Origin of the sequence: Leptospira chreensis, from assembly GCF_016919165.1 — a bacterium.
GTDB classification, from domain to species: domain Bacteria; phylum Spirochaetota; class Leptospiria; order Leptospirales; family Leptospiraceae; genus Leptospira_A; species Leptospira_A chreensis.
Genome location: NZ_JAFFPS010000033.1, coordinates 84,671 through 105,865, shown reverse-complemented (window position 1 = coordinate 105,865; position 21,195 = coordinate 84,671). Strand labels below are relative to the sequence as shown.

The 21,195-nt window shown below is 41.6% G+C and carries 14 protein-coding genes; 7 read left to right on the top strand and 7 right to left on the bottom strand.

Going from position 1 to position 21,195, the window contains the following annotated elements; all coding sequences use genetic code 11:
• Positions 1-60 precede the first annotated feature (60 nt).
• The gene (locus JWG41_RS11205; RefSeq protein ID WP_205270013.1) at positions 61-399 is read right to left on the bottom strand and encodes an EF-hand domain-containing protein; all 339 of its coding nucleotides are present in this window, start codon (positions 397-399) and stop codon (positions 61-63) included.
• Positions 400-688: 289 nt separating this feature from the next.
• Here JWG41_RS11205 and JWG41_RS11200 point away from each other — a divergent pair, with 289 nt between their 5' ends.
• Positions 689-1,744 carry a serine hydrolase domain-containing protein gene (locus JWG41_RS11200; RefSeq protein ID WP_332461293.1) on the top strand — a complete coding sequence of 352 codons (1,056 nt, stop codon included), beginning with the start codon at positions 689-691 and terminating at the stop codon, positions 1,742-1,744.
• A 127-nt stretch (positions 1,745-1,871) separates the two neighbouring features.
• Here JWG41_RS11200 and JWG41_RS11195 read toward each other — a convergent pair whose 3' ends face one another.
• Positions 1,872-3,620 (bottom strand): acyl-CoA dehydrogenase family protein, encoded by a 1,749-nt coding sequence (locus JWG41_RS11195; protein WP_205270012.1) that lies wholly within the window; start codon positions 3,618-3,620, stop codon positions 1,872-1,874.
• A gap of 12 nt (positions 3,621-3,632) precedes the next feature.
• Complete coding sequence (locus JWG41_RS11190) at positions 3,633-5,627, bottom strand: oxidoreductase (protein WP_205270011.1); 1,995 nt, start codon at positions 5,625-5,627, stop codon at positions 3,633-3,635.
• Positions 5,628-5,753: 126 nt separating this feature from the next.
• On the opposite strand from JWG41_RS11190, the gene JWG41_RS11185 reads away from it, so the two are divergent.
• Together JWG41_RS11185 and JWG41_RS11180 are read left to right on the top strand one after the other, a co-directional pair.
• The gene (locus JWG41_RS11185; RefSeq protein ID WP_205270010.1) at positions 5,754-6,404 is read left to right on the top strand and encodes a TetR/AcrR family transcriptional regulator; all 651 of its coding nucleotides are present in this window, start codon (positions 5,754-5,756) and stop codon (positions 6,402-6,404) included.
• Between the two features lie 273 nt (positions 6,405-6,677).
• Positions 6,678-8,162 (top strand): right-handed parallel beta-helix repeat-containing protein, encoded by a 1,485-nt coding sequence (locus JWG41_RS11180; protein WP_205270009.1) that lies wholly within the window; start codon positions 6,678-6,680, stop codon positions 8,160-8,162.
• 4 nt (positions 8,163-8,166) lie between these two features.
• On the opposite strand, the gene JWG41_RS11175 is transcribed toward JWG41_RS11180, so the two are convergent.
• Positions 8,167-8,826 carry a TetR/AcrR family transcriptional regulator gene (locus JWG41_RS11175; protein WP_205270008.1) on the bottom strand — a complete coding sequence of 220 codons (660 nt, stop codon included), beginning with the start codon at positions 8,824-8,826 and terminating at the stop codon, positions 8,167-8,169.
• 95 nt (positions 8,827-8,921) lie between these two features.
• Positions 8,922-11,075 (bottom strand): neutral/alkaline ceramidase, encoded by a 2,154-nt coding sequence (locus JWG41_RS11170; protein ID WP_205270007.1) that lies wholly within the window; start codon positions 11,073-11,075, stop codon positions 8,922-8,924.
• Positions 11,076-11,497: 422 nt separating this feature from the next.
• Between JWG41_RS11170 and JWG41_RS11165 the strand changes: the two genes are divergently transcribed.
• Entirely contained in the window at positions 11,498-13,597 is a 2,100-nt protein-coding gene (locus JWG41_RS11165) for a cellulase family glycosylhydrolase (protein ID WP_205270006.1), read from the top strand.
• A gap of 129 nt (positions 13,598-13,726) precedes the next feature.
• Here the strand turns inward: JWG41_RS11165 and JWG41_RS11160 are convergent, their stop codons facing one another.
• Together JWG41_RS11160 and JWG41_RS11155 are read right to left on the bottom strand one after the other, a co-directional pair.
• Complete coding sequence (locus JWG41_RS11160) at positions 13,727-14,566, bottom strand: NAD(P)H-binding protein (protein WP_205270005.1); 840 nt, start codon at positions 14,564-14,566, stop codon at positions 13,727-13,729.
• A 54-nt stretch (positions 14,567-14,620) separates the two neighbouring features.
• On the bottom strand, positions 14,621-15,394 hold the full coding sequence (locus JWG41_RS11155) for a helix-turn-helix domain-containing protein (RefSeq protein ID WP_205270004.1): 774 nt from the start codon (positions 15,392-15,394) through the stop codon (positions 14,621-14,623).
• Positions 15,395-15,646: 252 nt separating this feature from the next.
• Between JWG41_RS11155 and JWG41_RS11150 the strand changes: the two genes are divergently transcribed.
• The 3 genes from JWG41_RS11150 (at position 15,647) to JWG41_RS11140 (ending at position 21,134) form a co-directional block, all read left to right on the top strand.
• Positions 15,647-16,627, top strand: coding sequence for an LLM class flavin-dependent oxidoreductase (locus JWG41_RS11150; protein ID WP_205270003.1), 981 nt, complete (start codon positions 15,647-15,649; stop codon positions 16,625-16,627).
• A 128-nt stretch (positions 16,628-16,755) separates the two neighbouring features.
• A complete protein-coding gene (locus JWG41_RS11145) occupies positions 16,756-17,784 on the top strand; it encodes an extracellular catalytic domain type 1 short-chain-length polyhydroxyalkanoate depolymerase (RefSeq protein ID WP_205270002.1) in 1,029 nt (342 codons plus the stop codon).
• A gap of 122 nt (positions 17,785-17,906) precedes the next feature.
• Positions 17,907-21,134, top strand: a complete 3,228-nt coding sequence (locus JWG41_RS11140; RefSeq protein ID WP_205270001.1) for a SpoIIE family protein phosphatase — start codon at positions 17,907-17,909, stop codon at positions 21,132-21,134.
• Positions 21,135-21,195: the final 61 nt, after the last annotated feature.

The window sequence follows — 21,195 nt, the reverse complement described above, 5'->3', positions numbered from 1 at the left end:
CGGAACAACATTCTATAATTGTTCAGAAATTCTTTCGAGGCGCCCCAATCTTAATGAATGTTATTCGGATGTTTTTTTCTTTTTTTCGTCTTTTTTCTGTTTGGATTCTTTGATCTTTTCTTTCATTGCTTCTTTTTTCTCTTCACGTTTTTCCACGTGAGCAGCTTTTATTTCTTCCAAAGTCACAGATCCATCAGCGTCTTTATCCAGTTCGGTAAAAAATCCATCATGGAATTTTTGCCATTCTTCTTTGGATACCTTATTATCGTTGTTAGTGTCCATTTTTTTGAAATGACCACCTGCCATCCCATTTTTTCCATGACCTTCGCGGTCATGAGCAAAAACAGAAACCGCAGATAGGAAACCAACGCTTACCAAAATTGTTAGAATTTTTTTCATAAAAACCTCAGGCAAAATTTGAATCAAAAATGGCCAAGAGTCAAGACCTAAGTCAGAAATTTTTTGAATTCAGAAAGCATTTTTTCTTAGAATGTTTTGGTTTTTTGTATCCCACCCGTCCTTGTTTTATAAAATTTCGAAACAGGACTCGGGGATGATGGCATTGAAACAAAAAAAGAATTTGATCCAGGAATTGGTTCTCTTTTGCTTATGGTTTAGTATTTCGTTAGAAGCAAATCCCTTAAATCAAGGAAACTGTCCCCCGCCTATTCAGGATAACCATTGGCAGGTGAGCACAACGCTTGATTCTGAATTTGATTCTAAGAGACTTTGTGATCTGATAGAACAAGTAAAATCAGATTCCAGTGAATACCATTCCTTCCTTATTGAACGTCACGGCAAATTAATCGCCGAAGTTTATAATACAAGAAAAGACAAACCATTTAACAAACGCTATGGATTAAGACTCCCCTTCGATGGGGAAACTGCCTTTGATGTTAATACATTACATGATGTTCGTTCTGTGAGTAAATCGGTGACTTCTTTACTTTTTGGAATGGCCGTTGATAAAAAAATCATAGAGGGAGTGAACTTTCCCGTTCTTTCTTCCTATCCAGAACTTTCCATTCCCAAAGAAGACCCAAGGTATGAAATTACATGGAAACACCTTCTAACTATGAGTAGTGGGCTCGATTGGGAAGAATGGAGGTACGGATTTTTATTCAGTGATGAAACAAGGCTTCTTTGGAAAAAAGATATCGCGGATTTTGTTTTCGATAGAGATGTGATTCACAAACCGGGAACTCAATTTAAATACAATGGAGGTGGCACCTCTTTACTTTCTGATCTCCTCATCAAAAAAACAGGAAAATCTTTAATGGAAATAGCAAAAAATTGGTTATTTGAACCCTTAGAGATTCAAAACTTTGAATGGGTAGAAGACAGAAATGGCAGAGCTCTGGCACACGCCGGCCTTCGACTGAAACCAAGAGATATGTTGAAACTAGGGAGATTGGTTTTAAACGGAGGGGTTTGGAAGGGAAAACAAATCATCTCCAAACATTGGTTAAATGAATCCTTCTCCCGCCACATAGATTCTGGGATCACCATTTTTCGATTCGATGGAATTTCTTTAGGTTATGGATACCAGTGGTGGCTTGGGGAAAGTATTCTTGGTGAAAAAAAAATTCCTTGGTCTTTAGCCCTTGGGAATGGAGGCCAACTCATCTTTATCATCCCTTCATTGGATATGGTCATCGTCACAACCGCAGGTGGTTATGGTGATCCGACATCCATCCAAAAAATTGTTGGATTGGTGGATCAAATCTTATTCACCGTTAAATGAAGAAAAGTAAATCCTATCTTTTACAAAGTGATTTTGCAAAAAGATAGGATCACAGAAAGAATGTGGGTTAAGATCTGAGGTTGGATATTTAAAATATCCCAACCCAAAACTAACCTTATCCAATTCTTTATCCGAAATTTTGGATGCGATACAAAGAGGACTGAGCCACAGCCGCACTGTCGATCACATAAGCACGACAATCCTTTTGCCACTCATCTTTTGTACTTGCGTCAGTGATTTTTGGAATCGCCTTTTCGTATAACAAACTGCCAATGTACCGGCACATTTGGATCATTAAGTTTTCAGCGACCGTTTCTTTTCGCGATTCTTCTGTGATCCCACGCATCTCGCGAATGGATTCTTCTAAAACACGTTCCTGCTCTAACAAAAAGGATGATGGTGTTGGGATCTCTGCTTTGAGTGAATTTAAATACTTACGGAAGTTTCCATCTCCTGCCATACCCGCAAGGATAGCACCTGTTGCAATTCGCACATGGATTTGGCTTGTTCCTTCGTAAATGGTATTGATCCTTGAATCGCGGAACATACGAGAGATATCATAATCTTCCGTGTAACCTGCGCCACCAAACACTTGCACAGCGAGATTCGTACATTTATGTCCTTCTTCGGAACTATAGTATTTTGCCATCGGAGTGAGTGTGGATGCAAGTGTAGACCAATACTTTACCTTTTCATCTTTTCTGATTTCCCGGTCATCCTTTCCCGCTTTTTCCATTCGAATTTGATGGTGTTGGTACATATCAATGACACGAGCTGTTTCCAAAGTCAAAAGTCGCATTGCATTGGTTTCTCTTTTGATTTTGTGAACCATTTCTGCGACAGCAGGAATTTCACCAATGGGTTTTCCAAATTGTTTTCTTTCGTTTGCATATTTTACACATTCATAATATGCCGCAGCGCCGCCACCGCAACCACCAGAAGCACTCACAAGACGCATAAAATTTGTCATCCCTGCTGTATAACGAGTGAGTCCAAGTCCTTCCTCACCGAGAATTTCTCCGTAAGTATTTTCATAGACAATCTCACAAGTAGGAGAGGCATGAATCCCCATCTTCTTTTCGATCCCTGCTACAAATACATCTTGGCTTTTTACAATGAATACAGACAAACCCCTTGCCCCACCCTCGGATTTTCCTGTGCGTGCTAAGGTAAGAAGAAGAGCCGGGTTTTCTCCCAACCCACAACCTTGGGAAATGAATCGTTTGGTTCCTGTTAAACGGTAACTACCATCTTCTTGTTTTACGGCAACGGTTCTTACATTATTCAGATCGGATCCGTAATCAGGTTCGGTGAGTGACATAGCAAACAAACACTCTCCTGTGGCAGCTTTTGTCGCATAGGTTTCAATTTGTTCGGGTGTTCCAAACCTTGCTACAATTTGCGCTAAGTTGAGTAAGGTAGTCGTCATACAAAAAGCAACATCTGCTCTTGCCATAAGCATGGCATACAATGCACCGACGGTTGCAGGAAAAGCAAGGCCCCCTGCTTCTCTAGAAATCGAATAAGGCATAAGACCGGTGTTTCTAAATTTTTCGTAGATCTCGACTGTTTCTTTAGGAAAAGTCACCTTCCCATTGGAATACTTGAGTTCATTCCGATCCATGGTTTGGGATTTTTGCGATACATCCTTTCCAAAAAAATCTCCCATTGCATCCAAACTCGAAGTGTATAATTCCAAAGCTTCTTCTTTTGTGGAAGGAGCCATTTCAAACCTTGGGTTTTTTGTTTTAATGAATGTTTGGTGGTCAAAAAATTCCGCCCCTTCTGTTTCCAAAATGATGGAATTCCAATCTAGGATTTGGTTAAAAATTACCTGTAAGTCTTTGTCTTCTGAAAAATAATTATTTGCGATCATGTTTGTTCTCCTTTAAATACTATGAGCAGCTTCCAAACCTTCAAAGAAGGCTCGTTTGGCATCGATGTTTCTTGGATCTTTTGCACCACCAATGACGATGACTTGTTTGTTTGGATACTTGGTTTGGAATTCTTCCAAAAAGGAAGTTTCTTTTTCCTGTCCCACACACAATACAAGGGAATCACAAGGATACAAAAATTCCTCTCCGTTTTTTAATTCTACTTTCAGTCCCTCTGGTGTCACTTCTTTGTAAGTAAGTCCATGATAGAACTCCACTCCTACTGATTCCAATTCTTGTTTGAGTGCCCAAAATGTAGTTGGCCCAAGTCCTGCTCCATGTTTTCCATTCCGACGAAACACGGCAACATCCCTATGAGCTTTCTCTTTTTGTACACTGGCATCCGTATAGGAACTGATATTGTATTTCTTATCATAGGAACTAAGAGTGGGATCCGCATCTTCTGTCAATCGATGGGCAACATCCACACCAATCCCTCCTCCTCCAATCACTGCCACTCGTTTTCCAGGTTGGAATTTACCCGTAAGATATTCAGTATAATTTCCAGAAGGAAGATTTTCCATTCCTTTTAATGTGAACTCCCGTGGTTTGACACCGCTTGCAAAGATAGTCACATCAGGATTTTCTTTTTCTAACAGTGTTAAAGTAGCTGTGGTGTTCAAGCGGATATCAACACCTAAAGCAGGAAGTTCATTGGCAAAATAACGAATGGTTTCTTTAAACTCCGACTTACCAGGGATATGCGATGCCAATTGAAATTGTCCCCCAAGAACATCGGCTCTTTCGATGAGTGTGACTTTGTGACCAAGACTCGCACTGGCACGAGCGGCTTCGAGTCCCGCAGGTCCTGTTCCAATCACCAAAACTTTTTTTGGATCTTTTGTTTTTGGTTTTTCGTAATCTAATTCATTGACAGCTTCTGGATTCACGATACAAGAGACTGATTTTTCTTGGAAGGCATGATCCAGACAAGCCTGGTTACAAGCCACACAAGTATTGATTCGATTCGACATACCCAATTGGAATTTTTTGACAATGGAGGCATCGGCAAGAAAGGGCCTTGCCATGGAAATGATATCGGCTCTGTTTTCATCAAAGACTTGTTGCATGGTGATGGGATCATTCACTCGGTTGGAGGCAATGATAGGAACGCCCGGAGTATTTTCTTTGATCCGACTGGCAATCGATACCCAAGCGCCTCGGGGAACCAATTGGCTTATGGTAGGAACTCGTGATTCATGCCAACCAATCCCAATGTTTAATGCAGAAACTTTTTCATCACGTAAAGTTTGGGCAAGTTCCACGACTTCTTCAAAACTTGGATTTCCGGGAATAAGATCGATCCCAGACATTCGAAAGATTACAGGAAATCCTTCGGGTAATTGTTTTTTCACAGCACGTAAAACTTCTATAGAAAGATTCCTTCTTCTCTTAGAATCTCCTCCAAAATAATCATCTCGTTTGTTTGTGACTTGCGAAAAGAACTGATTTAAAAGATAACCTTCGCTGCCCATAATTTCCACAGCCCCAAATCCAATCTCGCGAGCAAGGCGCGCAGCATTACCAAAATCTTCGACTGTTTTCCAACACTCTTCTTCAGTAAGTGCCTTCGGTACATAACGATTGATTGGTGCTCGAATGGCCGAAGGAGCCACACATCCGCGATCCGCCGCATACCGTCCCGCATGAAATAACTGGGCACACATAGTCCCTTTTCCCAAAAGGAGATGGTTCATCTTTTCTAACTCACGAGCATGTTCGGTGTTTTGGATGTTAAAAAATGTTCGGGAACCTTTTCCTTCTTCATTCACGCTAATCCCACCGGTGACGATAAGTCCGACTCCTCCCTCGAAGCGTTTCCCATAAAAAGCAGCCATTCTTTCGGCTGTTCCAGTCTCTCCTTCCACACCAAGATGCATGGATCCCATAATGAACCGGTTGGGAAGTGTAAAACTGCCAAGAGAGATGGGGGAAAAGGCTGTATTCATACTGACTGAATCCTCATTTGAATTAATTTACCATTGGTAATATTTCAAGAAATCGGGGCAAGCCTTAAAATTACCACCGGTAAATAACTACTGGCAATCCAAAACCTAAAAAACAAAAATGGGGAAATGGCAGTGGCGAAAAAAAAATCCTCACAAAAGAAACCTATGGGGGTCGGCCGTCCCACCAAGGAAAATGGAGTCAATGTTAGGGAGGCTCTCATCCAAGCCGGGGTAGAACTTCTCGAGAACACTTCTTTGGAAGATATTTCTCTTCGCAAAGTGGCAGCAAAGGCCGGAGTGAGCCATGTTGCTAGTTACCATCACTTTGAAAATAAACATGCTCTCTTTTCTGCGATTGCGGAAATCGGATTTCAAAAGTATTTTGAAACCTACCAAAACGAATTACAAAAAACAGACCAAGATTTCAAAGGAAGATATAGAGCTTTGGGTTGGACCTACTTCCAATTCATTATGACCAATAGACAGTTCGCAAGGATTATGTTTGGTGGTACGGGAGTAGATGCCAAAACCCATCCCACTTTACTTGCAGTCTCCAGAAGAACCTATCGTCAGTTACACGAGATCATTCGTATGGGTCAAAATCTGGGACATTTAGAAAAAGGAAATACAAGAGAAAAAACCTTAGCTTCTTGGGCCATGATCCACGGGATTGCGATGTTGTTTTTAGAAGGCCGTTTGCAGATGAAAAACGATATTGCCGAGATGGAAAAATTCATCCAAACCGTCACCGAATACGCATACATCGGAATGAAATAAACTCTCACCAAAAACCAAACGTTCGGAATCCTCTGCAGGACAATCCTTTCGGGAAACGATAACCCTGACCTTTAAATGAAAGACCCGGCCATCTCGGAGGCTATTCTTTTTACCCAGCGAGATTCCCCCTTCAGAATTATGTCCCTTCACTTACAGACGAAAATAGGATAAAGTTATCTTCGTTTCGTGCAAAATGTCCTGACTCCGTAACACCTTAAGAAATTTATTGCGCTTTTACTAAGAAGAGTTAGCTTGAGATTCTTTGGCCATCTCATGCGAATCAATCATCAATTTCTTAAACACAAACACCTACTGGTATTCTTTGCCATTTTGATCCAATTTCATTGTTTACTCAATCCTGTTGTGAGAGAAATTTTGGAACTCGATATTTCGAAAAAAGATGACAAACTGCGAAACCTCGGACTCTTACTCAGCTTATTGTCTGGCCCTAGGGCCACCATCACCCCTTCCGTTGGAAATGTAATATTAGCAAATACACAAATCCGTGTTGTATTCGACCGGTCGATGGACCAAACTTCAGTTACAGCAACTCTTGGAACCAACCTCACACAAACTTGGTCAGATACATATTCTTCGAATGATACGGTGACACTATCCGGATCCATTCCCACAGGAACACAATCGTTTCAATTGGATGGCAGTGATCAATCGGGATTCCGTATGACAACCGTTACTGGACTCTATACAGTCCTTTCCTCCAATACAAATTTATACTATGTGAGCACTAGTGGAAACAACGGAAACCCGGGAACCTCGATAGGAAGCCCGAAACTCACAATTCCCTCTGCAATTACAACAGCAACGGCACCGGCGGCCATTTTGGTCACAGAAGGGACCTATTTAGTGAATAGTGGACTTGGAACCCAAATTAATTTGTTCAATAATGTTTCCCTATACGGTGGACTCAGTTCTGATTTCTTAAATCGAAACTCAAATTTATACATTACAAGGATTATAGATACTGCAACTGCAAGTGCCGATTCAATCGCAATGAATGCTGGTGCCACAGTCACCTCTTCTACCGTTGTGGATGGATTTTCTGTTCAAGGTGCATCGAACCCCAATGCACCAAATGCAACCATCGCATTCAATTGTTTATCTGGCTCTCCCACAATCACAAACAATCGTTTCGAAGCAGGATCCACAACTAACGGAGATTCTGTGGGTATCTTCTTAGATTCCTCTTCTGCAATGATAACAAACAATAACATTTTGGGAGGAACCTCTTCGACTTCTTCTGCTTTCGGAATTTATATTCAAAACAACTCCTCTCCGAGTATTGTTTCTAATACCCTCCATGGGGGCAATGCACCGCTTGCTTCTGCACATGGAATCTACAATGCTCCGCAAACAAATACTCCATCCATCATAGGGAATACTTTTTTTGGTGGAACGGGCGCCATTTCCTATGCATTGAATACAAGTCCGCCTTCCAATCCAACAGTGAGGAACAATAGTATGGATGGAGGCGCTGGGATTTCGAGTCGAGCACTCTATTTTCCAGGCGGTGTTGGGAATTTGGGGAACTACCAAAATAATATACTTTTTACTTCTGGTGGAACCAACCGGTATTGTGTGTATGAAGCAGGAGGGACCAATCCTCTAATTTTCAATGGAAACCGCCTCTCGGATTGCCCGACCGCTCTTTACTTTGATGAAGGTACGACAGCCATTACCAATATAGGAACTGTGAATGGTGGGACAGTGAATGGCTCCACCTATTCAGGAAATTACTGAGATTCTACTTTGGTTTGCAGACTTCGGGTAAATAATTCTTTAAATAGGAGATGGTTGCTTTTTTGGCTTCGCCTACCATCCAAGGAGTGAAGTCTCCGTAGGTTCGGTAAGAAAGTTTGAGTAGGGAATCGGCAATCGAAAAGGCAACTCCAAAGATTTGGTCTGTTGTCTCTAAAACCGGCAATTCAAACCGGTCCATCAGTCCCAGTTTTGCTAAGTTGGCAAGTTTTGCATCTAACTCTTGTCCTACTTGGCGCATCTCGGGATTACTCATTCGGTATCCATAAATCAAACGGGGGAAAGCAATTTCTTTATTGGTGACTTCGACCGCAACATCAATGGAACGTTCGATATAATGCTCCCAACTAACAAATGTTTCTCTTTTCAATAAAAGAGATTTTTCAATTAGGCTTTCGGAGTGTAACAAACGGATTCCGTGAAAGATAGCTTCTACATTGGGGAAAAAATGGTAGGCGGAAGGTCTCGGGATTTTTGCCTCTTTGCAGATGTCGGCAAAACTAATCTCCTCGGGAGATTTTTCCCGGAGAAATTCCAAAGCGATTGTTAACAATTGAGTGCGCCTATTTCGCCCTTGTTTGCTTGTAAACTTAAAAGGCCTAGAAGCGAGGTCAGGGGATAAGGATGCGTCGACCAATTTATCCATAGTACGAGCCTTCTGGAGAATCTTGCCCAGTCAATCCCGTTGCGAAAGAAAAATACCTGACCTTTTTAGGGGTCAGGTGAGTGATTGTTCAGATATTACTGCACTGTGAAATTGTTTGTGACTCCTTGGTAGGCACTGATGGCACCGGTCCAACCCGATTTCCAATGACCACGGTGGCGGATGCGGTAAGTTCCGGACGGGAAGGAAGCTGTTTTCCAAGAAACATTGATTTTGGAATTGGCGACCCCATCTCTTTGCCATTTGTAAGTGGTCGAAGGATCATAGTCCCTTGCCACCACTGTCCATGTGGATCCATTTTGTTTTTCCACATCCACAAAGCTACTTCCGATGAGCATATTGTTTTTCGGATGCCCTCCCCAGAATACAGCACTGACCGTTGCCCCGCTGCTATAGGAAGCGGAAGGTTGGGTCACTACGTTTCCAAAACTTTTGAAGAGAGGAACATCATCAAAAACCACTCCGGTTTGGAAGGTAGCTTGGTTGTTCGTTAGATCCGCCGGTGGTGGGCCCGCAGGAGAAGCGCTTCCATTTCGCAAAGCACTTGCTAGTTTTCCAAATTCTTGTTCATACCCGAAAAGAGTATTTGGACCAAACTGAGTGGAGGCACCTTCATACTGTTGGGATGAGTATTCTTCTCTTGTCGTCAAATACGAAGTATAGGAATTGGAAAGAGCGGCGATTACCGTGTATTCGTTTTCCAAAACATTTTTCACAAGAGAACGAAGTCTTCGGCCTGCCATAGTCGATACTTCTGCCGGAATGGCAAGAACCGCAAGGTTACCAATTTTAATGATCTGCACAGGAATCACCGGTGGTGTCCAAGGATTGCCATCGAAGCTTGCAACCCCAGTAGGAATCAGGACTGGTTTTTCCGCATGGCAAAGTTTGTAAGCCTCACTTGTAGAAGCCGGCCAAAGAACACCGAGTGCTCCCCCAAGAAAACTAGACTTAAAGGCATCCGCACTATTGGTATTCCAATCCAAAGAATCAACCGTAGTTCCTTCATCAAAGAAGTCGACAGAGACTGCATTGTCTTCCACACTACCGGCAGAAAAGGAAGCACCCATTCCCGCAGGACAAGTGGTGGTTCCTACGCTACTCACATAAAGGTTGGAAAAGTTAACAAATGTATGACGGAAGTCAATAGAACCTGTCAGCTGTGTATTGGCGCTGGAATAAAGGGCCTGCGCTTTGTTGAATTGTTTTTCCCCAATGATGTTTTGACGAGCATAGTCATTCACTCCATCCGCTGGGCCCCAAAGGTTTGGTGTGACATCTCCCGAATTGGACTGAGCAAAGGCAGCGACAAAGGTTTGACTTGCCGAATAGTTAGCTCCCTTTGACTTTTCAAATAAATATGAAGCATAACCCTTGTTATCTCCACCGATCAATTTATTAGTTGGGCCAACGTTTGTGGGGTGAACCGCAAACCAGTTCACAAGTCCCAGTTCCCGACCATCGGCCGCAACTAATTTCAAAAGAGTCATGGTTTGGTCTACATTGGACGCATAGTAACTTCTTTCTGCAGCAGGGTTTTTATCATAAGCAACCGAAGAACGGTTTTTACTCGCGTCAGTGAGATTACCTTGGTTGATGTATACATTTCCTGGAACTAAATTTTGGTGGGCTAGTTTAATGGAACGATAGATTCCATCTACAATTACATCAAAGTTTTCTTTGATAAAACCTGATGTTGTGGCGTTATATAAAAAATAATGGGAATATCCACCAGGTCCACTATGGGTATGCGTTGCAGAAAGTAGAACGTTCGCCTGATTGTAATAAGGTGAGAGTTCCGCATCCAAAGCAATCTTTCGACTCACTGCTTGTTTGATGGACTGGAAAACCATTCCTAAGTCAGCACTCACAAAAACCACTCGTTTGGATGCATCTCCAATGATGTAGGCTCTCGACCAGAGGCGCATATAAATCCCTTCTGTTTTTTGCGCTGATTCGGCAAAACCCATCATACCAACTTCGGCAGCAGGACCTGTGATATCATAAATCCCGGCACCAACCAGATATGGTGAGGAACCAAGACTTGGCGCTACGGCACGACTGACTCCTGTTGCACTCGCGGAATCAGAACTTGCCGAATCTGTTGCCGCAGAACTCACAAGGCCAAGGATCGGGGATGGGGAAGATTTTTCGCCAGAACAGGTCAGAACAAAAAAACAACAAACAATGGTTAAACCCAAGCGCACCTGGGAATCAATTTTGGAATTCATATACTCTCTCCGAATCTAAATTTCTAAATGAAATCATTTTCGCATCTATCCCTGGGCCTCGGGGGATGGTTCAGGCCAAATCCGGTTATTGAGTCTAAACGATGTTAAAAATATGGCAAGCAAATTAATCGACATATGTCGGTTTTTATAGATCGTTGTTCAGAAATTTGCTACAAAGAGCGAATGTTTCCCGTAAAAACTGCGCAAAAAAGACCTAAACTTGCTATTTCCGACCCTTTGCTGGGTCAGAAAACTAGCGACCGAATCCAAAACTTCCCCACCATTTCTCCCGCTTTTCAAAACAAAACGACCGGAATCCATATTTATGGAAATTTGATGGCATTTTTTTAATCGACAACTGTCGGCTAGTATGACGCAAGTGGCCTTAAGTCCCATTCCTAAAGAATGTAAAGAGAGGATCTATGAAATCAAAATGGAAAACCCAAACCGTCTTTTGGGCTGCGACCACAGCCTTATTATTTACAAATGCTTGTGCCCCGACTAAGGGTTCCGCCTCAGAAACACTCGCCCTACTCCTTCCAGGAGCGGGAAATACACAAACAGATACAGCGGGTTCCAATCTCGGCACAAGGTCTATCGCGACTGCAAGTTCCCTCCATAGTTTGGATTATTCTTCTTCGTTGAATGAAAAAGAGATTTTGATTTCTGAAAAAACAAACAATCAATTCACAGACCAGATCTTTGTGGATGGGCTTGGACGCGAAGTCAGTTTCCGAGGATTTAATATCTCAGGAAATATGAAACTGGCCCAACATGGATTCAAACCCTTTGCCAATGATTCCGATGCAGAGATTGCCTTCACAAGGCTTGGTAAAACCACCGGATCGAATATCATTCGTTTTACGATCGCGTGGGAAGGAGTCCACCCGGCAGTTGATACGATCGATTACAATTATTTGGATGCAGTTATCGCTCAAATGAAAAAAGCGACCACCAAACGAATGTACATCCTTCTGGATTACCACCAAGATTTGTTTTCTCGCCATCTCTTTAATAAAAACTCTTGGCATACAGGAAATGGTGCCCCCGCTTGGATCACAAAAGGCGGAACCTACCCAACGGAATATTGCGGATTCATTTGTGCAAGTTGGAGCCAAAACAACTTAACCAACGAAGCGGTACGAAGGGGGTTTCGTAATTTTTGGAACAATGCCCCACTTTCCACAACACAAGGATCAAGGAATATGCAAACCGAATTCCTTTGGCAAATTGAAAAGACAGCATCTTACCTTCGTGAGAAATTAAGCGCAGAAGAATTTTCTTATGTTCTGGGACTTGATCCCTTCAATGAACCAGTAGATGGGGGAATGGAAGGTTTAACACCGGCTCAGTGGGACAATCAAAAACTCTGGCCTATGTACAAAAAGATAAGAACCATCTTAAACCAAAATGGATGGGAAAACAAATGGGTGTTTGCAGAACCCCTTGTATTTTGGAATACAAACATTGGTTCGGCGATTGCACCAGCTACCGGTGGAGGTCATCTACTTTCTCCCCCAGGCCCTGGTTTTGTTTTCAACTCTCATTTCTATGATGCAGGTCGCATGGGGACAGACTTAACAGGAATTGATAATGCCACTTATTTCAAATACTTGGATGAAATCAGAAAGGAATCTAGGTTTTTAAAAATTCCGGTTTTCCTCAGTGAATTTGGAATGTGGTTAAAAGGAACTGGTGCCAAAGACACACCAAGAATGATCAATGCCGTCTACCAAGCTATGGAAGTATCCGATGGAAACCAAACTTCTAAATCGAGGTTTGCTGATTTTTACAATCCGATTGTGTCGGGAACGCAGTGGCATTGGGATTATTATTACAACAACCATGCCGAGTACATGAATGGAAACCCTTCCAAACTTGTCACAACCAAGGATGCTTGGAATGAAGAAGATTTTTCTGTTATTGGAAATTATGGAACCAGTTTCAATTTAGACCAACGTATAGTTGGCCGGGGTTACTTTCGAAAGTCCCAAGGCCGGGTGATGAGTAGTCATTACAATGCTGTTGGATCAGATACTTGGAATAAGGTTTTTTCTTGGGCGGCCATCAAACCAGGAAATACGGAAACCAAATACTTTGCCGATAAAAGATTCCACCTCCTCGTTTGGAAGGGACGGTTTTCGGATGCTCCCACAGAAGTTTACCTTCCTCCCCACTTTGATTCCACAAAGGCCATCCTCATTTCCGAAAAAAGAATTTATAACCAAGGGATTCCGGCGGCCCCAACCCAAGAGGCAAACGAAGCCATCCTGATCCCTGATCGAAACCGGGAAGTTGGTTCGGGAAATATCGTCCATATCTGGGATGATTTGGACTTAGAAGAAAATCCAAACTCGTCTTATCATTATGTTTTGATTGTGGACGGAGCGAGTGCTACGTATTCAGCGCAAACTTTGCAAGAGATCCAATCCAAACTCAACACAAGGATTCTTTTAGAACAAAAAAGCCCCATCTACTTTACCGGGAAAATGACCTATAGTGGGTATCCCACCGAACAGTAAATGGAGATAGATAATTGGATGGATTGGATAGGTTATAAAAACAGAGCTTCAAAATAGGAAATCTCTCTTTTCCATCAGAGTCTCACTAGGAACTTCATTTTCCTAGTGAGGTTTGGAACCAATGGAAGGTTAGGTGGTTGCTTGCAGGGGAAGTTTCCAAATTCCGGTTTTGGCGGTTTCTTTTACATAGGTGCGAAAGTCTTTGGGTTTTCTACCCAGCGCCAATTCCAAATCACTCACAACGGATTCGTTCCGGCCATCTAGAACCGTGCGAAACAAATAATCAATGAGCCAAGTGGTATCCTCCGGAATTCCCCATCCTTTAAGAGCCGTGATATATTCATCCAAAGGCAATTCTTCAAAGGGGATGGTTTGGTTTGTAACCTCTGCAATGTACTGAAAAGCCTCTCGGAAATTCCAAAGTTCGGGGCCAGTCAGTTCATACAATTGGTTGCGATGTTTGTCTGTGGTAAGCGATGCCAAAGCAAGATCAGCCAAGTCATCCAGATCCACAAACGGCTCGCGAGCATTCACTTGTGGAAACAAAACATTTCCTCCAAGGATCTGTTCTAAAAACATTCCTTCGCTGAAGTTTTGGTGGAACCAACTGGAGCGAAGGATGGTCCATTCCAAACCAGAGTGGATGACCACTTGTTCACAGGCCAAAGCTTCCGGCTCTCCCCGACCTGATAATAAAACAAGACGTTTCACTTGGTTTTTCTTACAAACTAACACTAGTTTTTTGATGGCCTCTAAGGAAGAAGGAACTGCCAAATCGGGCTGGAAACTAATGTAAACTTGGTCGACTCCTTGGATGGCAGACTCCCACTCGTCTGGTTTCTCCCAATCAAAGGAAGGACTAGCGTTTCTTGAACCCAATCGGACAGGATAATCCAATTGTTTCAATCTGGATAGAATTCTGGATCCAGTTTTTCCACTGGACCCAATGATGAATGTAGATGGTTTCATAACATTCAGAATACAGGAAATTGTATTTTAAAAATTGGACAAACCCGACAGAGTTTAAATTTTTTCTCGAAATCGAAAGGGTTTTTGTTTGGTGAATGTTTTGAATTGGCGAATAAAGTGAGACTGATCCGAATATCCACTCGCATAGGCAATATCAGTTAATTTAGAATTTTGTTTACCGTTTAACTCAGTCAAGCTGGACTGAAACCGAATGATGGTGGAAAATTGTTTGGGAGTGAGCCCCACATAATTTTGAAACCGACGTTGTAAGGTTCTTTCCGACAACCCATGTTTTTGGGATAACTTTCCAATTTCACAATTTCCCTTAAGATCCAAAATCTCTTCCAAACAAGCCTGTAAAATAGGATCTGGCCGAAAGTTTTTTCCCTTTTCTATCAAGTATTCGACCAAGGCTTTTAAGGCTAAAGAGGGAGAAAACTGATCAATCGCCAATTGAAAGTTAGGCTCCCTTTCCCATTCAGAACTCGGGATGGTCCAACAAGAATTGGTAAGTTCGAGAACAGGAATTTTTAAGGTTTCTTCCACAACTGCCGGAAAAAGCTGCACCATAACAAAGAAAAACGGACCTTCGATCTGGATGCGAATGGGTTCAATGGTTTGTCCATAGACAAAAACAGGATCCATCACTTTGGATTCCGAACCAACAAAAACAGTGACAGGACGTTCGGAATGGAAAAATACCATACCAGGAAATCCATCGGCATAAAAAGGGAGATTGTATTCTTCTTTTAGATCTGATTCAAATACATATACCGATTGTATCAGATTTTTTTCTTGAGAGTTTAAATTGGGTTGGGATACTTTCATATCATAATGTCGCTGTTCGAGTTAAGCTCGGAAAAAAAACTGATTTCATTCTATCTTTTTCATTTAGAGCCAGTCCCATTCCACTAGAGTCCTTAGACTATGGTTTTGTATCTTTGGATGCATTTTTAATCAATGAAATTCAAAGAAGTTCAAACCCAACATAACAGATGTATGTAATTTTTAAAACTGAAATCGCCATTTTAATTTTTTCCCCATTTACACTGGAGAGGCGAAAAAGGGAATGTGTTCTCAATGGTGCAACTATCAATTCTTGATCTGGTTTTTATCAACGAAGGAGATGGTCCAACCATTGCTCTTTCCAATTCTGTCCGAGTCGCAAAGGCTGCAGAAGACTTAGGTTACCACCGCATCTGGGTTGCGGAACATCATAACTTTCCCGCGATCGCGAGCGCTGCTACCTCCGTAGTGATTGGTCATTTGGCAGGACATACCAAGTCGATTCGCATTGGAGCGGGCGGGATTATGTTACCCAACCATTCTCCTCTTGTCATTGCAGAACAATTTGGAACCTTAGAAAGTTTGTATCCAGGAAGGATTGATCTAGGACTGGGTCGAGCACCAGGAACCGACCAACTCACCTTACGAGCATTACGTCGTGATCCCATGAGTTCACAACATTTTCCAGAAGATGTCAAAGAATTACTCTCCTACTTTGAAGACGATCATAACCAATTACAAGTGCATGCAATCCCAGGAACGGGAACTCATGTCCCTGTTTGGATTTTAGGATCTAGTCTTTTCGGAGCCCAACTCGCGGCGATGCTTGGTTTGCCATATGCCTTTGCTTCTCATTTTGCACCGGGGGCATTACTGGAAGCCATCTCCATTTATAGAAAACAATTTAGACCTTCTAAGTATCTGGACAAACCTTATGTCATGGTGGGTGTGAATGTGATCGCAGCCAACACTGACAAGGAAGCAAATTTTCTATTTACCAGCTCCCAACAATCCTTCACTCGTATCCTTCGCAACCGAAGAGGAACTTTCCCACCACCGATCGAAGATATCGAAACTTACTGGAGCCCCGAGGAAAAACAAATCGCCTCACAAATGTTATCCTATTCTGTTGTGGGTTCTAAAGAAACAGTTAAGGCCGGAATCACTAAGGTTTTAGACGAAACTAAGGCAGACGAACTGATGACAGTGACTTCTGTATTTGACACGGATGCCAAAATTCGCTCCTTAGAAATTTTAGCAGGAATTGAAGTTTAAACCAACTACCCCGAAGTCGCCCGCGATAAATTCTTTCCAATAGGAATCATTTCCTGTTTTTTTGAAATATCGGATGGAAGTATTTTTCCAAATCCCGGTTCTATCAAAGCGTTCTTTTGGGGAAGTTTATGAAATACAAATCTTTATTCCTTTTTGTTTTGCCCTTAGTTTTATTCGTTTTTTCCACAGAGTCTTGTTCTCGGGGTTGGTTACGAACAAAAATCAAAGAACGATTCCAAAAGAGAATGGAAGAAAAACCAGCACCCATTGCCGCATCTGACCTAACCAAAAAAATCGAAGCACCTGGTGATTATACATTCACCTTCAATCATGGAGGCATCCCTCGTTATTATAAAGTCCATGTACCCCAATCCTATTCTGTAAACAAACCAACTCCCCTTCTTTTTGTATTTCACGGTGGTGGCGGTGATATGGAAGTCCAATCCAACGAAGAATACTACCACCAAATTTCTAAATCAGAAGCGAATGGCCATATCACCATTTTCCCCAATGGATATAGCAAATTCAAATCAGGGAAAATTGCGACTTGGAATGCGGGAAATTGTTGTGCTGATGCTCGTGACAAAAAGATAGATGATGTTGGTTTTGTGAAAGAGATATTGAATCATGCCACAAAACAAATGATCATTGATAAATCCAAAGTGTATGCGACCGGTATGTCCAATGGTGCGATGATGAGCTACCGTCTTGCCTGTGAAATGACTGACCAGTTCACTGCCATTGCAGCTGTAGCAGGAACGGACAACACCATAAACTGTCATCCAACAAAACCAATCTCCATTTTACACATCCATGCAAAAGATGATGATCGAGTATTATTCTATGGTGGTGCTGGAAAAAGATTCAGTGATAGATCCCTTGTGACAGACTTTGTTTCTGTTCCTAAAACCATCTCCCAATGGGTTAGATTTAACGAATGTAACCAAACACCCAAACGAGTGTTAGAAGAACCTGGAGTTTATTGTGAGGAATACAGTGAATGCAAAAATGGTGTGAAGATAAAACTTTGTGTCACCGAATCAGGGGGACATTCCTGGCCCGGTGGCAAAAAACCATCCCTATTCTTTGGAGGTGATTCTCCCTCACAAGCAATCCAAGCAAATGATGTGATGTGGGAGTTCTTTAGATCTAAATAAATTGGGCACAAAAAGAACGCAGAGGGTCTTATTTCCTTACAAATAAATCATATTTGTTCTTGGTTAAAATTTGGTATTCCGACTAATTATGTAAAGACAGCCTCTTTTTCTTTGGACTTGAAATGAAAATTTGCTACCTATTAGTTATCTATTTTTCGCTAAGCCTTTCCCCCATCTTTGCAAGTCCAAACGAGTCTCCCTTCCAACTGGAAGATCCGAACCAACTCCTTTCGCTTTCTGGCCTTTGGAAGTTCCATCCTGTGGACGATCTTTCCCAAGCACAAAAAGACTTTGTCGACACAAACTGGGACCACTTACCCATTCCCGCACAATGGAATAATTCAGGTATATCTGGATTTCAGGTGGGATGGTACAGACATTCATTCCAAGTATCAAAAACATTTCAAAATCAGAATATTAGTATTCTCACACCCATCATAGCAGATGCTCATGAAATTTATATCAATGGAATCCTTGTTGGCAAAACAGGTCAAATCTCCAACTCGGGAGAAATCCTTAAAAAAAGCAGTATGATCAGTGTTTATCAAATTCCAGCAGGGCTCATTCATTTAGATAAAGAAAATACAATTGCCATTCGAGTTGCGGATGATGTAGGTTGGGGTGGATTTGTAAACTCTGAATTCTATTTAGGAGAATCGAACCGAATCAGTGCTAAGTTCTATAAATACATCATGTGGAATTCTGCCACTTGTTTTGCATTTTTATATTCCGCATTGTATTGTTTGATCCTCTGGTTACGAAGTCGAAGAGAACGTGCTTATTTAATTTATTTCTTTTTTGCAAGTCTTGCGGGTCTTACCACCTTCGGCAACCTTTCCCTTCCTTACTTCGTTTGGGATAATTTTTGGTTCAACCATTTCCTATTCCACCCAGCTCTAAATTTAATCGGTGTTTTTGGAACCCTATTCTTTCTAGAATTTTCCGAACACAAACCTTCTCGGGTTGTAAAAGGAATTTTATGGTTTCATTTTGGAATTGGACTTGTTCCCTTTTTTACCTTCCATCCCTTTGTGATGGATCTCTACTCAAAATACACACTCAACATTAGTAGTATTTTGTCCATATTAGAACTTATCTATGCATTTGGTCTCAACTACTTTGCAGTCAAAAACAAACAACCAGGTGCAATCATTATTTTTTTTGGACAAGTGGCCCTTGGAACCACGGCGCTATTTTCCATCTTAAGTTACCTGCAAGTTTATGTATCTGTCTTAGATCGGTCGATCTCGGAAGGATTCCTCATTTATACTCTCAGTTTATCCTTTGCTCTATCCATCCGGTTTGCCAAACTCTATGAAGTTACAAACCAATTAAAAGGGGAACTAGAGAAAAAGAACGAAGAGTTAGTATCTTTGGATAAAATGAAAAATGAATTTTTATCCAATACTTCGCATGAACTAAGAACCCCACTCAACGGTATCATCGGAATCACCGAATCTTTGTTAGAAGGTAATATGGGCACGGTGACAGCAGGTGTATCTAAAAACCTAAGCCTTATTATCTCCTCTGCAAAAAGACTTTCCGGTTTAGTCAATGACCTACTCGATTTTTCCATGATGAAAAATCGAAAATTAAATCTTTTTCCCATCACTCTCGCAATTCAGCCTTCAGTAGATACGGTGATCGCACTTTTGGAACGTGCGGCAAAAGAAAAAGAAATCTCTCTCGTTAGTGAAATTTCCGACAATACCCCTTTGGTGTTTGGTGACGAAAATAAAATCCAACAAATCCTTTTTAATTTGATCGGCAATGCAATTAAATTTACCGAATCGGGAAACATTCGAATCAATGCCAAACCAACAATCAATGGAATCGTGGATTACTTAGAAGTATCCATTACCGATACTGGAATTGGACTTTCCATAGAAGACCAAAGAAGAATTTTTGCACCGTTTGCTCAGGTTGATTCCAGTATCTCACGAAACTTCGGTGGAGTTGGTCTTGGACTCTCCATTACAAAAAACCTTGTGGAACTCCATACAGGAACATTATCTGTAGAATCAGAACTAGCCAAAGGATCAACCTTTCGATTCACTCTACCACTTGCGAATGGACAGACCGGTTTCCAACGAGAAGAAACTGAAAAAGAAGTGGCATTAGCCGATCGTTGGCTCCTCGAAGAAGACCTTCGCGGAAACTTTATCGTCGAACAATCGTATATCGAAAGAGTAGAAGTAACTTACAATCTTTCGAAAGACTTAAACCGTAATCTTACAATCCTTGCCGTTGATGATGATCCCATCAACTTAGAAGTATTAAAAATCCAACTCAGCGGATCTGGTTTTAATGTAATTCCCGTTTTGGACGGTCCGACCGCGCTGACTGTTGCACATGAAATAAAACCAGATTTAGTACTTTTGGATATTATGATGCCCAAGATGAGTGGATATCAGGTTTGTAAAATATTAAGGGAATCATATTCCATCTATGAAATGCCAATTTTGATGCTTACGGCCAAAAATCGAATTGAAGATGTGCTCTCTGGGTTGGAAGCGGGTGCCAACGATTATTTAGGAAAACCTTTTGATAAAAGAGAACTTCTGGCTCGGGTGAACACACTCATACTTTTAAAATCTGCTGTAGAAGAAAAAGAAGATTATTTGAGTATCAAAGCAGAACTCAAACTGGCAAAAAAAATCCAAGACTCTTCTCTTCCACTCAATCCGCCAACTGGTGGAAGAGCAACGATAGTTTCCAGATACAATCCGATGACAGCCATTGGAGGAGATTATTTTGATTTTCATACTCCCGACGAATATAGTTTAGGTGTTGTCATTGCCGATGTATCGGGTCACGGGATTCCGGCAGCCATTGTTGCGGCTATGTTTAAAATGGCGTTTAACCTACAAAAACACGTTTCCAAACGACCTAACGAAGTATTAAAAAGAATCAACAAACTTCTATTAGATTCCATTCACAAACAATTCGTAACCGCTTGTTATTTGTTTTTTGATTTAGAAAATAAACGCATTCTTTATGCAAGTGCGGGCCATCCACCCGTTGCCTTTTATAGAAGGAAAACCAATAAAGTAGAACTCGTTCGACCAAGAGGCAGGATCCTTGGTTGTTTTCCGGAAATTCCTGACGAAATTTTGGATCTTCCGTTCGCTACGGGTGATCGAGTCATTTTATACACGGATGGAATTTCTGAAGCAAGAAATCTTGCAGGAGATATGTTTGGGGAAGAACGATTGGGTGATTATATAGTAGAAAATTCGGAAAACCGGTCGGCTGATCTTTTTGCGGATGGCCTTTTAGAACATGTCAAAGAGTTTTGTGGAAAAACTGTTCCCGATGATGACATAACACTTGTCGTAGTGGATTTATAAAACTCCACCAAACATCTAACTTAAACTTACTGGGAATATGAATAACGAACCAAATGGCAGA